This is a genomic window from Streptomyces sp. NPDC111507 (assembly GCF_055638955.1).
This window is the reverse complement of the sequence record NZ_JBVKBU010000003.1, coordinates 867,038-883,033: the sequence shown is the minus strand read 5'-3', so window position 1 is coordinate 883,033 and position 15,996 is coordinate 867,038. Positions and strand designations below refer to the sequence as shown.

15 protein-coding genes are annotated in these 15,996 nt (G+C 68.6%); 6 read left to right on the top strand and 9 right to left on the bottom strand.

The window, feature by feature from the left end; translation table 11 throughout:
- Positions 1 to 33: 33 nt before the first annotated feature.
- The 4 genes from ACZ7M2_RS16605 to ACZ7M2_RS16590 are packed head-to-tail and all read right to left on the bottom strand — an operon-like array spanning position 34 to position 5,032.
- On the bottom strand, positions 34 to 1,218 hold the full coding sequence (locus ACZ7M2_RS16605) for an ATP-grasp domain-containing protein (protein WP_101401179.1): 1,185 nt from the start codon (positions 1,216 to 1,218) through the stop codon (positions 34 to 36).
- A 42-nt stretch (positions 1,219 to 1,260) separates the two neighbouring features.
- Entirely contained in the window at positions 1,261 to 2,577 is a 1,317-nt protein-coding gene (locus ACZ7M2_RS16600; protein ID WP_471595831.1) for an ATP-grasp domain-containing protein, read from the bottom strand.
- On the bottom strand, positions 2,570 to 3,808 hold the full coding sequence (locus ACZ7M2_RS16595) for an MFS transporter (protein ID WP_471595830.1): 1,239 nt from the start codon (positions 3,806 to 3,808) through the stop codon (positions 2,570 to 2,572). Before ACZ7M2_RS16595 ends, ACZ7M2_RS16600 begins: the two co-directional genes overlap by 8 nt.
- A 3-nt stretch (positions 3,809 to 3,811) precedes the next feature.
- A complete protein-coding gene (locus tag ACZ7M2_RS16590) occupies positions 3,812 to 5,032 on the bottom strand; it encodes an aminotransferase class I/II-fold pyridoxal phosphate-dependent enzyme (RefSeq protein ID WP_471596037.1) in 1,221 nt (406 codons plus the stop codon).
- Between the two features lie 313 nt (positions 5,033 to 5,345).
- Between ACZ7M2_RS16590 and ACZ7M2_RS16585 the strand changes: the two genes are divergently transcribed.
- Complete coding sequence (locus ACZ7M2_RS16585; protein WP_471595829.1) at positions 5,346 to 6,245, top strand: UbiA family prenyltransferase; 900 nt, start codon at positions 5,346 to 5,348, stop codon at positions 6,243 to 6,245.
- On the opposite strand, the gene ACZ7M2_RS16580 is transcribed toward ACZ7M2_RS16585, so the two are convergent.
- A complete protein-coding gene (locus ACZ7M2_RS16580; RefSeq protein WP_471595828.1) occupies positions 6,222 to 6,968 on the bottom strand; it encodes a LuxR C-terminal-related transcriptional regulator in 747 nt (248 codons plus the stop codon). The genes ACZ7M2_RS16585 and ACZ7M2_RS16580 overlap by 24 nt on opposite strands.
- Positions 6,969 to 7,749: 781 nt before the next feature.
- Positions 7,750 to 8,382, bottom strand: coding sequence for a M15 family metallopeptidase (locus ACZ7M2_RS16575; RefSeq protein ID WP_101401184.1), 633 nt, complete (start codon positions 8,380 to 8,382; stop codon positions 7,750 to 7,752).
- A gap of 707 nt (positions 8,383 to 9,089) precedes the next feature.
- On the opposite strand from ACZ7M2_RS16575, the gene ACZ7M2_RS16570 reads away from it, so the two are divergent.
- Both ACZ7M2_RS16570 and ACZ7M2_RS16565 read left to right on the top strand, forming a co-directional pair.
- Entirely contained in the window at positions 9,090 to 9,572 is a 483-nt protein-coding gene (locus ACZ7M2_RS16570; protein WP_471596036.1) for a helix-turn-helix domain-containing protein, read from the top strand.
- Between the two features lie 22 nt (positions 9,573 to 9,594).
- Entirely contained in the window at positions 9,595 to 9,924 is a 330-nt protein-coding gene (locus ACZ7M2_RS16565) for a transposase (RefSeq protein WP_471595827.1), read from the top strand.
- 712 nt (positions 9,925 to 10,636) lie between these two features.
- On the opposite strand, the gene ACZ7M2_RS16560 is transcribed toward ACZ7M2_RS16565, so the two are convergent.
- A complete protein-coding gene (locus tag ACZ7M2_RS16560) occupies positions 10,637 to 11,794 on the bottom strand; it encodes a magnesium and cobalt transport protein CorA (protein WP_471595826.1) in 1,158 nt (385 codons plus the stop codon).
- Between the two features lie 167 nt (positions 11,795 to 11,961).
- Between ACZ7M2_RS16560 and ACZ7M2_RS16555 the strand changes: the two genes are divergently transcribed.
- On the top strand, positions 11,962 to 13,176 hold the full coding sequence (locus ACZ7M2_RS16555) for a winged helix DNA-binding domain-containing protein (protein WP_471595825.1): 1,215 nt from the start codon (positions 11,962 to 11,964) through the stop codon (positions 13,174 to 13,176).
- A gap of 9 nt (positions 13,177 to 13,185) precedes the next feature.
- On the opposite strand, the gene ACZ7M2_RS16550 is transcribed toward ACZ7M2_RS16555, so the two are convergent.
- A complete protein-coding gene (locus ACZ7M2_RS16550) occupies positions 13,186 to 13,833 on the bottom strand; it encodes a LysE family translocator (RefSeq protein ID WP_471595824.1) in 648 nt (215 codons plus the stop codon).
- 52 nt (positions 13,834 to 13,885) lie between these two features.
- On the opposite strand from ACZ7M2_RS16550, the gene ACZ7M2_RS16545 reads away from it, so the two are divergent.
- Both ACZ7M2_RS16545 and dmpI read left to right on the top strand, forming a co-directional pair.
- Positions 13,886 to 14,752 carry a LysR family transcriptional regulator gene (locus ACZ7M2_RS16545; protein WP_471595823.1) on the top strand — a complete coding sequence of 289 codons (867 nt, stop codon included), beginning with the start codon at positions 13,886 to 13,888 and terminating at the stop codon, positions 14,750 to 14,752.
- A gap of 104 nt (positions 14,753 to 14,856) precedes the next feature.
- The gene (gene dmpI, locus ACZ7M2_RS16540) at positions 14,857 to 15,039 is read left to right on the top strand and encodes a 4-oxalocrotonate tautomerase DmpI (RefSeq protein WP_054237041.1); all 183 of its coding nucleotides are present in this window, start codon (positions 14,857 to 14,859) and stop codon (positions 15,037 to 15,039) included.
- Positions 15,040 to 15,200: 161 nt separating this feature from the next.
- Here the strand turns inward: dmpI and ACZ7M2_RS16535 are convergent, their stop codons facing one another.
- Positions 15,201 to 15,992, bottom strand: coding sequence for a S1 family peptidase (locus tag ACZ7M2_RS16535; RefSeq protein WP_471595822.1), 792 nt, complete (start codon positions 15,990 to 15,992; stop codon positions 15,201 to 15,203).
- Positions 15,993 to 15,996 lie beyond the last annotated feature (4 nt).

The window sequence follows — 15,996 nt, the reverse complement described above, 5'->3', positions numbered from 1 at the left end:
GGATTCCATTTCGATTCAGGGTTTTCCGGATCGTCATTTCCCGGGCGAGGTCACGATGTCGACCATGCCGGTGACCTTCTCGCATCTGGCCACAGCCTCATGGATGTCCGCCCCCTCGGCGATCACATAGCCGTTCACCTTGTCCAGGGACCACGTCAGCTCGGGTACGACGTCGCCGACCCGAGGCGGGTCGTACACGGTGGCCCCCTCCACCCGGCCGGCCTCATCCAGACCGCCGACCTCGCGGATGCGTCCCGGAGGGGCCTGGAAGAAGCGCACCGCGGCGCCGATCCGATGCGCCGGTGGCGCAGGCAGGGGATCGATACCGAGCGGCACCGTGACGGCCAGCCGGAAGAAGTCGTATCCGCAGGAGAGACGGAGGAGTTCGACGATTCCGCCGCCACCGATGCGGTTCTGCGATTCGACTATGCGGGGCCCGGCCGGGGTGAGCTTGACCTCGGTGTGGCAGGGCCCCTCGGTCAGACCGACTGCCGTGAGGAAGTCGGTGACCAGGGCCTCGACGGTCTGCCATTGACTGTCGTCGAGTGCGCTGGGCATCGCATGCCCAACCTCGACGAAGTTATCGGTGAGGGTCTTGGTGGTTATGGAGATCACTGAGTGCTCCGCGCGGTACGAGAAGCTCTCGACGCTGATCTCCGGACCGCTCAGGAACTCCTCGGCGAGCAGCGGCGCCCCGCCGCCGATCCGCGGCCACTCGCGTGCGATGTCCGCCGCCGATTCGACCCTAGCGACGTTCCGGCTGCCGGCGCCCGCCACGGGCTTGAGCATGATCGGCCCACCGAGGTGCGCGAGAAAGTCCTCGGCCTGGCGGGCGGAGGCCACCAGACCGGTCCGGACCGGGCTCAGACCTGTGTGCTCGAGTCGGCGCCGCATCAGGTGTTTGTCCTTCAGCAGCCGCACCGAGTTCGCGGTGTTTCCGCCGAGAGCCAGGGTCTCGTTCAGGCGGGCCGCCGCGACCAGGCACTCCTCGGCGATGGATACCACCCGCACGAACGGCTTCCGTCGGTGCTCGGCCAGCACAGCCTTCCGTACCTGCTCGAACTCCTTCAGTTCGACCTCGACGACCCTCTCGCAGAGGTCGTGGGCGCGCCTGTCGGGGGCGTCGGCGCCATGGAACAGGACCACTTGGATCCCCGCCGCGTGTGCTCGTTCGAGCAGGTTGAGCCTTCCGCCGAGTATGGCGATGCGTTGACTCATCCTCAGAAATCCTCCATCTGCGGATAGTTCCGGGCCTTCAGGTCAGCTCGTGTACTCGGCGTAGCCGAAGCATGTGTCGGACCTGAGGTAGTCGAAGGTCTCGAGGAGGGTGTCCGCGCTCGGGGCGGCCGCGAACACCCTGGCCAGCGTTCCGGCGGGAGTCCCCTCAGCCCAGCGCGGCCTTGCGCCCGGTGCGTGGTTGACCCGGGCGCTGATCACGCCGGGCAGAGCCAGCAGTTCGTCCGCCGAGGGCATCTCGGTTATTACCAGGTCGCGCGGCGGTATCTGCGGTAGCAGGATCGCCGCGGATGCCCTGAACTCGTCGATGGGACGTGGAGCCCGACCCAATGCGACCTCGGCGAGCGCACGAATGATGTCGTAGCCAGCAGCGTGGTACAGCTGCTCCGTCACCCCGCCGCCGACCCGGCAGTTGACCTCGATAATCATCGGGCCGGCCGCCGTCAGCTTGAACTCGGTGTGCAGTGCGCAGTGCGTGACCCCGAGCGCCTGGATCGCCGCCGAGGCGGCCGCGCGCAGCGCCGCCAGCTCGTCATCCGGGAGCATGGAGGGGAGGATGCCGCCGTTCTCCCGGAAGGGATCGGTGAGCGGGAACTTGTCGGTGACTGCGAGGTGTTCGATCCGGTCGCCGCACACGATGGATTCCACGCTGACGTAGTCGCCGTAGCGTTCGTCCTGATGCTTCCGGACGCCGATCAGCCGCTCTTCCAGTATGAACGTGGCGGTCTGCCCGGCTCGCCGGTCGTTCTCATGCGCTGCCCGAGCGGTCTCCCAGAGCTCGTCCAGTTCCGTGTCCGAGTCGACCGCGTAGGTGGCCAGGCTGCCCGCCCCGGTCACCGGTTTGAAGATTGCCGGTGCGCCCACGTGCCGGTACGCCTCAGGCAGTTCCGCGGCGCTGCGCACCAGCGCGAACCGGGGCACCGGGACGCCGGCCTCGGCGAGCCGCCGACGCTGGAGGTACTTGTCCCGCATCGCCGGGATCGCGGCCAAGGGGTTGGCCGGGAGGCCAAGCTCGGCGGCCGCGGTATGGGCTTCGATGACCCACAGCTCGCTGAACGAGAGGATGCCCTCGGCGCCCTCTGAGAGGGCGACGTTCTTGATCCTCTCTACCAGCTCCTGGCCGGTGTTGAAGACGGTGGCCCGGCATCCCCACTCGTCGAAAAGGTCCCGCTTTCCGGCGTCCGCAGCCTCGTCCCCGGTGGGCTTCCACAGCACCGCGACCTCATGCCGGTCGCACAGCCGGGGCAGCGACCAGTCGAGGGTAGGTCCGCCGGGACCGTCCACGAGGACCAACCGGGGGCGGTAGGGGAAGGCGTCGTTGACGCCGTTGGTGTCATTCACCGAATTCTCCATAGGGGTGGTGCTTCGCCAGTGCGGCGTGGCCGATGGCGACGAGCAGTGCCAGCACGAACGTTCCGGTCCAGAAGGTTGTCGAGCCGAGGTTCTCCAGTTCCCAAAGCCCAACCGGAGCGCCCAGTGCCAGACCGAGGTTCCAGGCGAAGAAGTTGGCGGCCTGAAAGGCCCCTTGCTCCTCCGAGCGGGCCCACAGGGCGATCAGGCAGGAGCCGAGCGGGGCGAGGACCACCTCGCCGAGGGTCCAGACCCCGATCGAGCAGACATACCCGATCTCCGAATGCCAGAAGCCGTGTAGCAGGAAACCGAGGCCGATGAGCCCACAGGCGAGCACGAGCTTCGGCAGCAGTCTCGCCGGACCGGAGAACTGGGAGGCCACCGGCTGCAGCACCACGACCAGGACGCCGTTCACCGAGAGCGCCAGCCCGACGGCGCCGGGGGACAGTCCGTGGGCCGCCATGTCCACCGGCAGAGCCGATCTGCACTGCAGATAGATGGCAGATATGACGAAGCTGAGGAAGAGGAAGGGGGCGATCGGCAGCCTGACGAAAGGGTTCACCGCATGACGAAAGGACTGCAACCAGGTCCGGTGCGGCAGCCCGCCCTTGCGTCCGCCGCCGACGGTGGGCTCCGGAATCCTGGAGGCGATCACGGCATAGGCCACCGAGGTGACCGCGTTGAGGGCGAACATGAAGCGCGGCGCCAGTACCATCACCGCGCCCACCAGAGTCGGAGCCACCGCCACCCCGATATTGGACGCCCAGTAGAGAAGCCCGTAGGCCCGGGCCCGCTGGCTTGCCGGAACCGTCCCCGCGACCAGCGCCGCTCCGGCCGGCCGATGGATCGTGGTGGTGCATCCGGAGAGGAACGCCACCGCCGCCAGTCCCCACAGCGGCATCGCCAGGCCGAGTGCGACGGCAAAGAGCGCGGTGGCCAGCTGGGAGTAGACGATCGTGCGCCGGGAGCCGAAGCGGTCGCTGAGTAGGCCACCGAGCAGCGAGGCGATGATCGACCCGGCGCCTTGTATGCCGACGATCCAACCCGCAGTCTGCACGGTGGCCAGGTGCTGGTGGACCAGGTACAGGGTGAAGAACGCCGGGAGTAGCTGGCCGACCTTGTTGAGGCAGGTGCCGGTCCAGAGGTACCAGAAGGGTCGTCCCAGTCGCTCCTTTTCGGGGTCCACGGTGGCGGAGTCGAGTGTTCCGGCATGCGCTCGCACGGTTCACCGGACCTCGGCGGCGCCGGCGTCCGGTGTGGCGGTGAACTCCCGAAGCAGTCCGGAGAATCGCGTGATGTCGGCTCGGTCCATATCGGCCCGCAGCATGACTCGCAGCCCGGATCGCCCGCGGGCGATCACAGGAAAGAAGAGCGGGGCCACATAGCAGCCCTCCTGGAAGAGACGCTGCGCGATCCCGATCGTCCGCTCGACGTCGCCGACGCTCACGAAGCGGATCGGCAGCCCGTCGTGCCGGTTCTCACTGGGCACCAGGGCATCGAAGTGGTCGATGTTCTCGCGCAGTCGGCGCTGGAGGTCGTCCAGTTCCGAGGAGCGGTGGATCTCTGCGGACGCCTGCACTGCGCCCAGTCCGGCCGTGTTGATCCGTTGGGACCACATCAGTGGCCCGCTCCCGTACAAGAAGAGCTCGCGGCGTGCGCTGTCCCCGCGTCGGCCGACGAACATTGCCCCGCCGGATGCGGCGAACCCCTTGTTCAGCGAAGTGATCACGATCGTGCGGTCGTTGATCTCCCCCATGGTGTCGAGTACGAGCCCGCGCCCGCGGGCACCGCAGCTGGACAGTCCGTGCGCCTCGTCGAACAGCAGGAAAAGCCCGTAGCGGTCCTGCAGTTCCAGCAGCTGCCGTACTGGGGCGCAGCCGCCCGTGCTGTACACGCTGTCGGCGACGTAGACGAGGTTGCGGTGTGTTTTGCAGAGTTCCTCGAGCGCATTGAGGTCATTGTGCGGGATCGTCAACAGGCGGGTCTCGTCGGCGACGCTCGGCTTCATCGCGTTCAGGCAGAAATGTGCGTTCTTGTCGAAGACCATGAGCGGCGGATCGCCCTCGGTGAGGGCTCCCGAGGCGACCAGCGGCAGAGTCTGCCAGGCGGCAGCGGCGCACGAGGTCGTGGTCAGCACCTCGACGCGGAAGAGGTCGGAGAGCATCTCCTCGGTGTCCCGCAGGACCTCGAAGACTGCGCGCATCCGGGACGTGGAGGTGTTCAGGGACCCCACCTTGACCACCGTCTCCGCCGCTGCCTCGACGATCGCCGGATGCGACTCCAGGCCGAGGTAGGAGAACGAGGACATGTTCAGGAATTCCCGCCCGTCATCCGCCGACACCAGGAAGGGGCCGCGCGCCGCAGTCGCGGTGAGCTGGCCGAGCCCAGCGGCCTCGGCCCTCTTCCAGAAGGAGGTACTCGTCCCGATGGTCTTCTTCACATTCATGAAGGTGTGCACGATCTCCGGCTCTCTTACGAGGAAGCGCTGGTCAAACCCCCAGCCCTGACAGGAGGTCGTGGTGATCCTGGAGTCTCGCCGACCGCCTGGCAACGCACCCCGGACCCAAAGGACCATGCCGTCTGCATACTCTCTGCATCCTTGGTATGACTCCCGGCCTCCCGCGCGGCGGGCCTTCCATCGAAACCTGGGTACCCTTGCCCGGGCCCAGGCCAGGTACCCACATACTTGTGGCGGCCCTCGAGGTGTTCGTTGAGGTCGCCGTGAAGATCTTTTGAGCGAGTGAGCGGTATCAGGATCAGTGGAAAGCAATGTTCAGCGGCCGGCCCGCATATTGGGGCTGTCCCTGATGGAGGCGCGGCCTGTGGTGCAGGTGGTATTCCTGCTGCGGTTCGCGGTCGGCGGGGCATTTGCCGCGACCCAGGGCGACGGCTCCGACCGCTGGCCGCTCGGCGTGGCGGTTTGGTGGTGCGCGGTGGTCTGCGTCTACCTGCTTAACGGGGTGATGGACGTTGCCGAGGACCGCGCCAATGGCTCCGTCCGCCCGATTGCCCGAGGCGCTCTCCCGGTCCGCGTCGCGAGTGTCACCACCGGGGCGTTCGCGGCGGCAGCTGTGGTGGTCGCATTGGCTGCCGTCCCGGGGCTCATCTGGTGGATCCTGCTCTTCTTGGCGCTGGGTGCCGCTTACTCGGTGCCACCGATCGCGGCCAAGCGCTCCAGTTGGGCCTGCGCGCTGATTGTGACCGGGTTGGGGCTGACCACGTACGCGGCGGGCGCCCAGGCGGCCGGTCACTCGGCCGGACTTGAGGCGTGGGTCTTCGCCGGGGTCATGGCGGCGTGGATGGGACTCGTGGGCGCGGTGGTCAAAGACCTCGGCGACGCGGAGGGGGACGCCAGTGCCGGTCGGCGGACGGTGGCGGCTGTGCACGGCGCCGCCACGGCCCGCCGGCTGGCACTGACCGGGGCACTGACAGTGGGTTGCTGCGGGCTGGCCGCCTCACTGTGGGCGCCCGCGGTGCTGGTCGGAACGGTCCCGCTGGCGATCGGCAGCGTCTGGGTGGCATTCCGGCTGCGGAAGCTGCCCGGGAGGGACGCGGCGCGCCAAGAGCGCCGGGGCGCCTACCGGGCGTTTATGGTGGTCCAATACGCGGCCAACGCGGCGATGTTGGTGCTGTTGCTAGTTCGCGCGGCCAGCCGGTAACCGCCCCATGCCCCCCGGCCGCGGGTGCGCGCCTCTGCGGAGCCTGCGGACCGCGTCCAGCCGGGATCGTGCGCCGAGTTTGGCGTAGGCGTTCGCCAGGTGACGCTTGACGGTCACCTCCGTGATGCCGAGGCTGGCGGCGATCTCCTTGTTGGTCAACGCGTCGGCCGCCAAGCCCAGTATTTCCAACTCACGCCGGGTGAGCGCATCCGCAGATGAGCCAGACGGGGACGCGGTGACGGCGAATGAGTCAGGGCCGGGTGTGAGCGTGGAGTTCGCCGCCGATACGGCGGGGGTCTGCTCGTGTCCCAGGGCTCCGACGTAAAGGCGGTGCATGGTGGCGGTGCGGAAGGCGGCTTCCAGGGCGCGGTAGGCCGCGTCCCGTTGGGGCGCGGCCTCCGCCCGGGCGGCCTCCTCCAGGAACGGCTGGGCAGCCTGCCAGAGCAGATCCGCGGCGCGCACCGACTCGGCGACCGGGATCCCCTGCAGGGCTCGATGCGCCCCGAGAAGCCGGGTGTAGTCGTCTCCTGTGGCCTGCGGCACGTCACGATCCACAGCGATCGCGCAGTCTTGAAGAATGGCTGCGGCCTGCCGGCGACACTGGGCCCAGACCTCGGAGCGTGCGACCAGCGGGCTGCCGATGTCGTTCAGGGCGGCGTGGTACTCCGCGATGATCTGAGGGGCGACGTTTCGCAACACGCGGACGGCGGCCAGGTGGCCCACGCGGGGTTCTCCTTCGTTTCGTGCCCCCACACACACGCACCCGATCCGTCGCCGACCCGAGTCGGCCTTGGCGAGGCAGTGTTGGTCTTCGTCAGGAGCGTAGCCGCTCTGCGGAGGGACCCCTGATGCGAGCAGCCCAAAGTGATCATTGTCACCCGCTGTGCCCGAAAGGCTTCTCATGGTCACTCGGGGTTAAATTATGATTTGAGATTTTTCGTTACTCCTTGCGATCCCCGCGGTAGGCGGGGCGGGTGGCCTTCAGTTTGTTCTTCGAGCCGGGCGGCCGTCCGGGACCGGGGCGCCGGGGGATTGGTGTCCGGGTGAGAGGGCCTGGCGCAGGGCGACGTCGAGGCGGAGTTCGCGCAGTCCGGGGATGCGGATATAGCGCCACACGCCGCGTTTGAGCGCCACAGGGCTGGAGAGTCAGCGCCACAGATCTGGAGACTGGGCGAGCACTCCGCGTGGTCGATGCGGACCAGGACTGGGAAGCTGTCGGCGACGACGGTCCAGTCGGCTGCCTCCAGACCCAGGTGGGCAACGTGGGCGTGGGTGCCGGTCAGGACGGTGGTCACGGCGCTGGGATGGGTGGGGTGGGTGTAGAGGCGAACGTGGGCGATGGGGGAAGTCGCGTTGTAGTGTCGTCTCTCGTGCCGGTGGCCGAGCCCTCGGGTCCGGCCACCGGCGTGTGCGAAGTGCTGTCGGGCTGCTCGCGCGGCGCGGCCGGTGTACGCGGCCGTAGTGGTGGGCGGGCAGGCACGGGTGGCGGGCGCCGGATAGGGGGTCAGATCGGTCCGTAGATGGCGGCAGGGGCACCGGTCATGAGCGCCCAGTATCGGTCCCCATAGGACCAGTGCCACCACTCGCTGGGGTAGTTGGCGAAGCCTTCTGCGTACAGGCACTGGGCCAGGAGCTTGCGGTTGTCGCGTGCGGTCTGAGACAGGCCTGGGGCATCGAACGGACACAACTCTTCGTCGCCGGTGCGGTGTCCATTCACCGCACCGCCCAGATCCAATTCGACGCCATCCGAGTCGACAAGCGTCAGATCCACAGCCGCGCCGGCGCAGTGCGGAGCCACCTCGACCGGGGAGACGAAAGCGCTGGCTCGACGCCGACGATCTCCCGGGTCCGTGATGCCCGAGCAGCGCAGACGGTCCTCATACAGTGCGAAACGACGTGCCTGCTCAGCGGGGCTTCTGTGTCCCTCGACGATGAGGAGCCCGATGCCTGCGGGGAGTCTGGTGGAGGCCGAGCCAAGGCGTTTCAGCACGCCGGCTCTGACCCGTCCATATGCCCCGGCCTCATCTCGTTCCCTAGGGTCGAGTGTTATCTCCGCAATGGTGGCGATCTCCACGAGGGGGTCGCCACAGTCCGCCACCGGGATGTCCATCACCTGCGGATCACTCAGCAAGATCATGCTGCGTGAGCTTAGAGGCTGCGCCCACCGGTGACATCCAGAACCTGGTCCCTGACCGGCAGGGCACGGACAGCCTGGCCATCGATTACCAGACCCTGACCGTCACCCGCCGCCAGTACCTCCCCTTCGGCGGCATCCGCGGCACCGCTCCCACCACCTGGCCCGGCGACAAGGGCCATATCGGCGGTACCCCCGACTCCGCCACCAGCCTTGAGAGCCTGGGCGCCCGCGAATACGACCCGGCCAACGGCCGCTTCCTGTCAGCCGACCCGATCCGGCGGATACGTGGCGACCGAGCAGTACGACGCGCTGGGCCGACTGACTGCCGTAACGCTGTCCTTCCGCGTTGGCGGCGCAAGTTCTGTACGACGCCCGCCGTGACGCCGAGGTTCCCGCCCTGGCTTGCAGTTGGTCGTCCGCCGCGCCGATCTCGATGCGGACGGTCGGGGACGTCTGCGCCGCGATCGTGAGGCGGACCTCGTGGCACTGCGAACGATCATCGCACGACAGCAGCAAGGAGCGGGACGCCGACTACTGCTGCTGGATTCCTCTTTCGCTGGGTATATGTCCTGGTGGCGGGGTAGTTGAGGGTGCTCGGGGGCGGGTGCTGGACGATGGTTTTACGGGCACGACCGGGGCGTGACGAAGACGAACGGGGCGTCGTTCGCCGGTTGTCGCGGGCCTGGAAGGTTCCGCGGGATGTGGTGATGCGGGCCCGGATGATCGAGCTGAGTTGGTCGGGGCTGCGCGCGCCGGCGATCGCGGTGGAACTGGGCTGTAGTCAGAAGACGGTTCGGTGCTGGCTGGACCGCTTCAACGGCTCGGGCCTGCAGGGGCTGGATGATCTGGGCGGGCAGGGCCGCAAGGGGCGGATCACCGAGGAAGAACGGTCAAGGATCATCTCCCTGGTCAAGACCGTGCCACCGGGCCGGCTGAGGGCGGAGCCCGTCGGGGAGCTATGGGCCTTCGACGAAACCGGGCCATCCGAGTGGACCCTGGATTCCCTGGCCGCAGCGGCACGGGCCGAAGGGATCGAGGTAGGCCGCTCACAGGTCAGACGCATCCTGCTCGCCGAAGGCGTGCGCTGGCGCCGCACCCGGTCCTGGACCCGCTCGAAGGACCCGGACTTCGTCCCAAAAGGACGAGGATCATCGGCCTCTACACCCACCCGCCCGACGACGCGGCGGTGATCTGCGCCGACGAGCTGGGCCGGTGATCCCGCGGACCTTTCCGCCCGCACCCGCCTGGTCACCCGACGGACACCGGATCAAGGCGGAACTCGACTACAGCCGCGGAACGGAGAAAACCTTGGTATACGGGGCCTTACGCGTCTGGGGCGGCCAGCAGATCACCATGGCCGCCTCCTCCCGTAACAGCGTCTTCTACCAGCAGTTCCTGCAACAGATTGAAGACGCCAACCCGACCGGCGAGCTCTGGATCATCACCGACAACCTGTCCAGTCACAACAGCCTGTCCACCCGGACCTGGCTCGAGGACCATCCCCGCATCCACGACGCCTTCATCCCCGTCGGAGCATGCTGACTCAACCTGCAGGAAGGCTGATGGCGTATCTTCCGTAAAGCCGCCCTCGCCGGCCGCTCGTTCGCCAACCGCGACGACATCGAACACGCCACCACCCTTGCAACCAGACGGCTCAACTCCCGCGCCACAGCCTGGGTCGGGTCTGCCGCACGATCGGGTGACATCTTGACCTGTCACCCAACCCTGCAGCAGACCCTCCCGGTGCGGAATGAGGGGGAACGCTGGTAGGCGTCTCGCAAGGACGGCTTCCACGTGCTGCGGCACACATACGCGTCGGTCATTCTGGAAGCGGGCGAGTCCGTGGTCACGCTCGCTCGGTGGCTTGGCCACTCGACTCCCACCATCACCCTCGACTTCTACGCCCACTTCATGCCCGGGGAAGGGGCGTGGTGCCATCGACGCACTCCTCAACCGGAGCGACCGGGACACGGCCGGGTAGTGGGCACGATACTTGGACGCCTACGAGAAGAGGGGCGCAGCATTTGCTGCGCCCCTCTTTGGCGTTCCGGTCTGGAAGTGCGGTTACCCTCCGTGATGATCGGCGTCCGCCGTTGATGCTGATGTCCGAAGATTCAACAAGGCCGTTGGCTCGCGGCGGGGAGAACCGGCTGAAGCGGAGCGCATCTCATTCTCCCCAGCGGCCCGAGAGAGGCCATGACGCGCGTCCTGGTTGCTTCTGGTCCGCGGGGCACGCGCTCGCGCGGCTGATTACTCAGAGCCAATCCCGCCGCTTGAAGATGACGTACAAACTGGTACATACGATAGCCATTAGAACGATAGCGAAGGGGTATCCGAGCACCCAGTGCAACTCCGGCATCTCCCTGAAGTTCATCCCGTAGATCGTCCCCACCAACGTCGGCGCGAACAAAATGGCCGCCCACGACGAGATCTTCTTGATCTCCTCGTTCTGCTCGAAGCCCGCCTCCGCCAGTGCGCGCATCTCGGCGTTCTGTTGCTGGGTGACGAGGGTGGCGTTGACGGTGAGGATGTCGGTGAGGGCCTGGCGGAAGCCGTCGACGCGTTCGCTGGTGTGGGTGACGTGGTCGGCGACGTCGCGGAGGTAGCGCTGGAGTTCCTCTTCGGTGCCGTACTTGGCGAAACCCGCCATCAGGCCGTGCAGCATGCCGACCAGCGGGCGGGTGGCGCGCTGGAACTCGACCATTTCGCGGGAGAGTTCGTAGATGCGGCGCGACACCTCGGGGTCGCCGCGGAAGACCTCGGTCTCGATCTCGTCGATGTCGTTCTGGACGCCGGTGACGACGGGGACGTAGCCGTCGACCACGGAGTCGAGGATCGCGTAGAGGACGGCCTCGGGGCCGAGTTTCAGCAGTTCCGGGGTGTCCTCCATGCGGCGGCGCACTGCCGACAGGTCCGGCGCCGCGCCGTGCCGGACGGTGATCACGAAGTCGGGGCCCACGAAGACGTGTAGTTCGCCGAAGTAGACCTCCTCGGCCGCGTCCAGATAGCGGGCCGCGCTCAGGACGACGAAGAGCGTGTCGCCGTAGCGCTCCAGCTTCGGACGCTGGTGTGCCTCCATCGCGTCCTCGACGGCGAGTGGATGCAGATCGAACTCGGCCGCCAGGGAGAGGAGTTCGGCCTCCGTGGGGCGGGCCAGGCCGATCCATGCCATGCCGGACGGCTGGTCGCGCAGCTCCCGGAAGGTGTCGGCCAGGGAGGCGGGGGTCGAGACCCGTACGCCGTCGCGGTACAGCGCCGCCTGTACGACGCTGGCGGCGGCGGGTTCCGGCTCCGGCGGGTCGGCGCGCGGCGCCGGCGGTGTCACGCCGGTCGCGGCCGGCGGGTTCAGGGCGCGTCGCCAGACGGGCTTTCTGCCGTTCTTGGCGGTCGGACGGGGGCGTCGCTCGGACATTGCGGCTGCCTCCCAAGTCGCAGGTACGTCGCTGTGATCATGCAGAAGGATATACGGGTCAAATGTCGCGGGCGGGCAATGGGCGTACCGTCCGGGCGGGCGTGCCCGTGAAGGGCCTCACGGCTTGCGGACAGAAGGTGTCCGCAAGCCCCGATAGCGTGCACAGCATGACGACGAGGGCGACGGCGAAGACGAAGACGAAGACGAGCGGCGTGGACGGCAGCGGGCGTGGGAAGGCGGGCGGCGGGGGTGGGACCAGGAGCCGCGGTATCGGCGCCCACACCGCACCCGTACTCGACCCCCGCGCCCTCAACCGTGCGACCCTCGCCCGCCAGCTCCTCCTGCGCCGCTCCGCCGGGCATGGCGTCACGGACGCCGTGCGGCACCTGGTGGGTCTTCAGGCGCAGAACGTGAAGCCGCCGTACTACGCCCTCGCGGCCCGACTGGAAGGGTTCCGGCCCGAGGAGCTGTCGACGGCCATGGAGGACCGTGCCGTCGTCCGCATCGTGACCCTGCGCTCCACCATCCACACCCACACCGCCGACGACGCCCTCACCCTGCGACCGCTCGTGCAGGGGGCCCGCGACCGGGAGCTGAACAACTTCCGCGAGGGGCTCGCCGGTGTCGACCTGGACCGGCTCGCCGTGATCGCACGGGAGTTGGTGGAGGCCGAGCCGCGCACGATGAAACAGCTGCGTGAGGAACTGCTCGTGCACTGGCCGGACGCCGACCCCTTCGCGCTCTCGGTCGCCGCCCGCTGCCGGCTGCCGCTCGTCCAGGTCACCCCGCGCGGACTGTGGGGCCGCAGCGGCCAGGTCGCGCTGACCACCGCCGAACACTGGCTGGGCCGTCCCACCGAGCCGTCCCCGGGCCCCGACGCGGCCGTCCTGCGCTACCTCGCCGCGTTCGGGCCCGCCTCCGTGAAGGACATGCAGACCTGGGCGGGGCTGACCCGGCTGCGCGAGGCCTTCGAACGACTCCGCCCGCGACTGCTCACCTTCCGTGACGAGAACGGCGTCGAACTCTTCGACCTCCCCGACGCGCCCCGCCCCGACGCCGACACCCCGGCCCCGCCCCGTTTCCTGCCCGAGTTCGACAACCTGCTCCTCTCGCACGCCGACCGCTCCCGGGTGGTGCCCGCCGGTCTCAAAGGGCGTACCTGGGCGGGCAACCAGGCGTACTGCACGCTGCTCGTCGACGGCTTCCTGGGGGGCCTGTGGCGGCAGGAGGGGGACGTACTCACCATCGAACCCCTCGGCCGGCTCACGAAGGTCCAGCGGGAGGAGGTGGTGGCGGAGGCCGAGGGGCTGCTCCGGACGCTGTCCGGCGCGTCGGCGTCGTACGACATCCGCTTCGGGACCGTGGCCGCGTACGTCATGTGACCGCAGGACTCAGTCCGCGCGACCCGTCACCGCCACCGTCACCCCGAGCCCGATCAGGGTGCAGCCGCCCGCGCCCCCGATCAGCGACAGCCGACGGTCCGAGCCGGCGAACCAGGAGCGGGCCGCCGACGCCGTCAGCCCCCACAGGGTGTCGGTGACCAGCCCGATGGAGATCGGGATCAGACCGAGCATCAGCATCTGCACGGGCACCCGCCCCGCCGAGTGGTCCACGAACTGCGGCAGCACCGCCGCGAAGAAGACCAGCCCCTTGGGGTTGGTGAGGCCGACGAGAGCGCCGTCCAGGACGGTCCGCAGATCGCCGCGCGCCGCGGCCGTGGGCTCCTGCCGCAACGCCGAGGCCTGCATCTCCTTGCGGTGTCTGAACGCCCGCACCCCCAACACGATCAGATACGCGGCACCCGCCAGCTTCACCACCAGGAAGACGGTCAGCGAGCGCTCCACCAGCGAGCCGATCCCGAAGGCGACCGCGGCCACCAGCAGATACGAGCCGACGACATTGCCCAGCGCGGTCATCACCGCGGTACGCCGGCCGTGCGCGAGCGCCCGCCCGATCACGAACAGCACACTCGGCCCGGGAATCACGATCACCAGCAGCGACATCGCCGCGAACGCCAGGAACCGGTCCGTGGACACCATGTCCATCACCCCCAACGGCCGCCATTCAAACAGGGGCCCTACAGTCCCGGACATGGAACTGCGGCAACTCGTCTACTTCGTCACGGTCGCCGAGGAACTGCACTTCGGGCGGGCGGCGGAGCGTCTGCACATCGTGCAGTCGGCCGTCAGCCAGCAGATACAGCGGCTGGAGCGGGAGCTGGGCGCCGAGCTGTTCGACCGTTCACCGCGGCACGTACGGCTGACGGGGGCGGGGGAGCGGCTGCTGCCCGAGGCGCGGGCGGTGCTCGCCGCCGTGGACCGGGCCCGCGCGGCGGTCGCCCCGGCCGAGGTGCTGCGCCTGGGCACCAGTACCGGCCTCGGCGCTCACCTGGACCGGGTGCTCGCGGGCTTTGCCGGGCGGAAGCCCGCGGTCCAGGTCGAGCTGGTCTCGCTTCCCGCGCAGGAGCGGCTCGCGCGGGTCGTGGACGGTCGCCTCGACGCCGCGTTCGTACGGGGCGCGGAGCCCCTGCCAGGCGTACGCGTGCTGCCGCTGTGGCCCGATCCGCTGGTGGCCGTGCTGCCCGCCGGGCACCCCTTGGCCGCCCGCGACGGGATCGACCTCGCCGAACTGGCCCCACTCCCGCTGAGCCTGACCGCGCGCCGGACCAACCCCGCCCTGGTCGACCTGGTCGTCGGGGCCTGTCACGACGCCGGCTTCGAACCTCTGCCCGGACCGGTGAGTGGCTCCTTGCAGGACACCCTCGCCAGCATCGGTACCCGGCCGCTGTGGACGGTCGTCTACGCCTCGCACGCCCGCGTCCTGCACAGCCCCCGGGTCGCCTTCGTCCCCTTCCGGGCACCGGGACTCGCGCTCACCACGGGACTCGCCGTGCACGGCTCGACGCCGACGCCGCACCTGGACGCCCTGCTCGCGGCCTGCGGCGATCACGAGAACTGATCGCTGCGGTCGCGGTCCGCTTCTTGGTCGACGAGTCCCCGCGCGATGAACTGAACCTGTAGCCGGAAAGCGGCCCAAGCCGCCCCAGGAGAGGAAGTTCAGCCATGCCCATCGTCACCATCCAGCAGGGTCCGCGCGACGTCGAGCTCAAGCGGGACCTCGTCAAACGCGTCACCGACGCCTTCGTCGACGCGTACAGGATCCCCGCCGAGAGCGTGCACGTCTGGATCCACGAGGTGCCGGCGGACAGTTGGGGCAGCGCGGGGAAGCTGACCGCCGACAAGTAGAAGGGGGGAACGGGGGGAAGAAAGGGGGGAAGTGGATAGGGGGCGTTGCGGGCCGCTCGTGGAGGCTCGCAACGCCCCCTGGCTTTCACCTGAGGGGTGCTCAGGAGTCCGGGAGCCCGTCGGCCGCCGGTGACTGACGAACAGTCACCGGGGGCAGTCGGCTATGAGTTGATCTGCGTCTTCACCAGGTTCGAGAAGGTCGTCAGGCGGGTGTAGACGCCCGGGTAGCCGGCCTCGGCGCAGCCGTTGCCCCAGGAGGTGATGCCCGCGAGGACGCCGCCGATGAGCAGCGGGCCGCCGCTGTCACCCTGGCAAGTGTCGGTACCGCCGTTGGTGTAACCGGCGCAGACCATGTCGCTGGCCACGAAGTCGGAGCCGTAGGAGGTGGCGCAGCTGGAGTTGGACACGATCGGGACGGTGGCGGTGCGCAGCTGGTTGGAGGAGTTGCCACTCTCCGAGGTGGTGCCCCAGCCGATGATGCGGGCGGTGGCGCCGGTGGCGTACACGCCGGTGTCCGTGGAGGCCACGTACGACGCCGGGGTGTACGACATCGACGTCGACAGAGTCAGTACGGCCACGTCGTCGCCGTTGGCGGCGTCGGTGTAGTCGGGGTTGATCCAGATCTTGCTGACCTTGCTGACGGTGCCGTTCGTGCCGTTGAGGTAGGTTCTGCCGCCGACGACGCGGACGCTGCTCGTGGTCTCGCCGACCATGCAGTGGGCGGCGGTGACCACCTTGTTGGCCGCGACCAGGGTGCCACCGCAGAACTGGTTCTGCGAGGCGTCCGTGATCTGCATCATGAACGGGTACGCGGTGGTGGTCGTCGTCGTGCCGCCGACGATCGGCTGGGGGGCGGCGACGGCGCCAGGTGCGCCGAGAAGAGCGGTCGCGGCGGCGGCAGTGGTGGCCACACAGAGAGCGGCGGTCTTCTTGGCACGGTTGAGCCCGAACATGGAT

Coding starts and splice junctions, on each gene's coding strand:
- ACZ7M2_RS16590 (WP_471596037.1), bottom strand. CDS start 5,032: ATGAATGTGAAGAAGACCATCGGGACGAGTACCTCCTTCTGGAAGAGG.
- ACZ7M2_RS16545 (WP_471595823.1), top strand. CDS start 13,886: ATGGAACTGCGGCAACTCGTCTACTTCGTCACGGTCGCCGAGGAACTG.
- ACZ7M2_RS16555 (WP_471595825.1), top strand. CDS start 11,962: ATGACGACGAGGGCGACGGCGAAGACGAAGACGAAGACGAGCGGCGTG.
- ACZ7M2_RS16570 (WP_471596036.1), top strand. CDS start 9,090: ATGCGGGCCCGGATGATCGAGCTGAGTTGGTCGGGGCTGCGCGCGCCG.
- ACZ7M2_RS16535 (WP_471595822.1), bottom strand. CDS start 15,992: ATGTTCGGGCTCAACCGTGCCAAGAAGACCGCCGCTCTCTGTGTGGCC.
- ACZ7M2_RS16605 (WP_101401179.1), bottom strand. CDS start 1,218: ATGAGTCAACGCATCGCCATACTCGGCGGAAGGCTCAACCTGCTCGAA.
- ACZ7M2_RS16560 (WP_471595826.1), bottom strand. CDS start 11,794: ATGTCCGAGCGACGCCCCCGTCCGACCGCCAAGAACGGCAGAAAGCCC.
- dmpI (WP_054237041.1), top strand. CDS start 14,857: ATGCCCATCGTCACCATCCAGCAGGGTCCGCGCGACGTCGAGCTCAAG.
- ACZ7M2_RS16575 (WP_101401184.1), bottom strand. CDS start 8,382: ATGATCTTGCTGAGTGATCCGCAGGTGATGGACATCCCGGTGGCGGAC.
- ACZ7M2_RS16550 (WP_471595824.1), bottom strand. CDS start 13,833: ATGGTGTCCACGGACCGGTTCCTGGCGTTCGCGGCGATGTCGCTGCTG.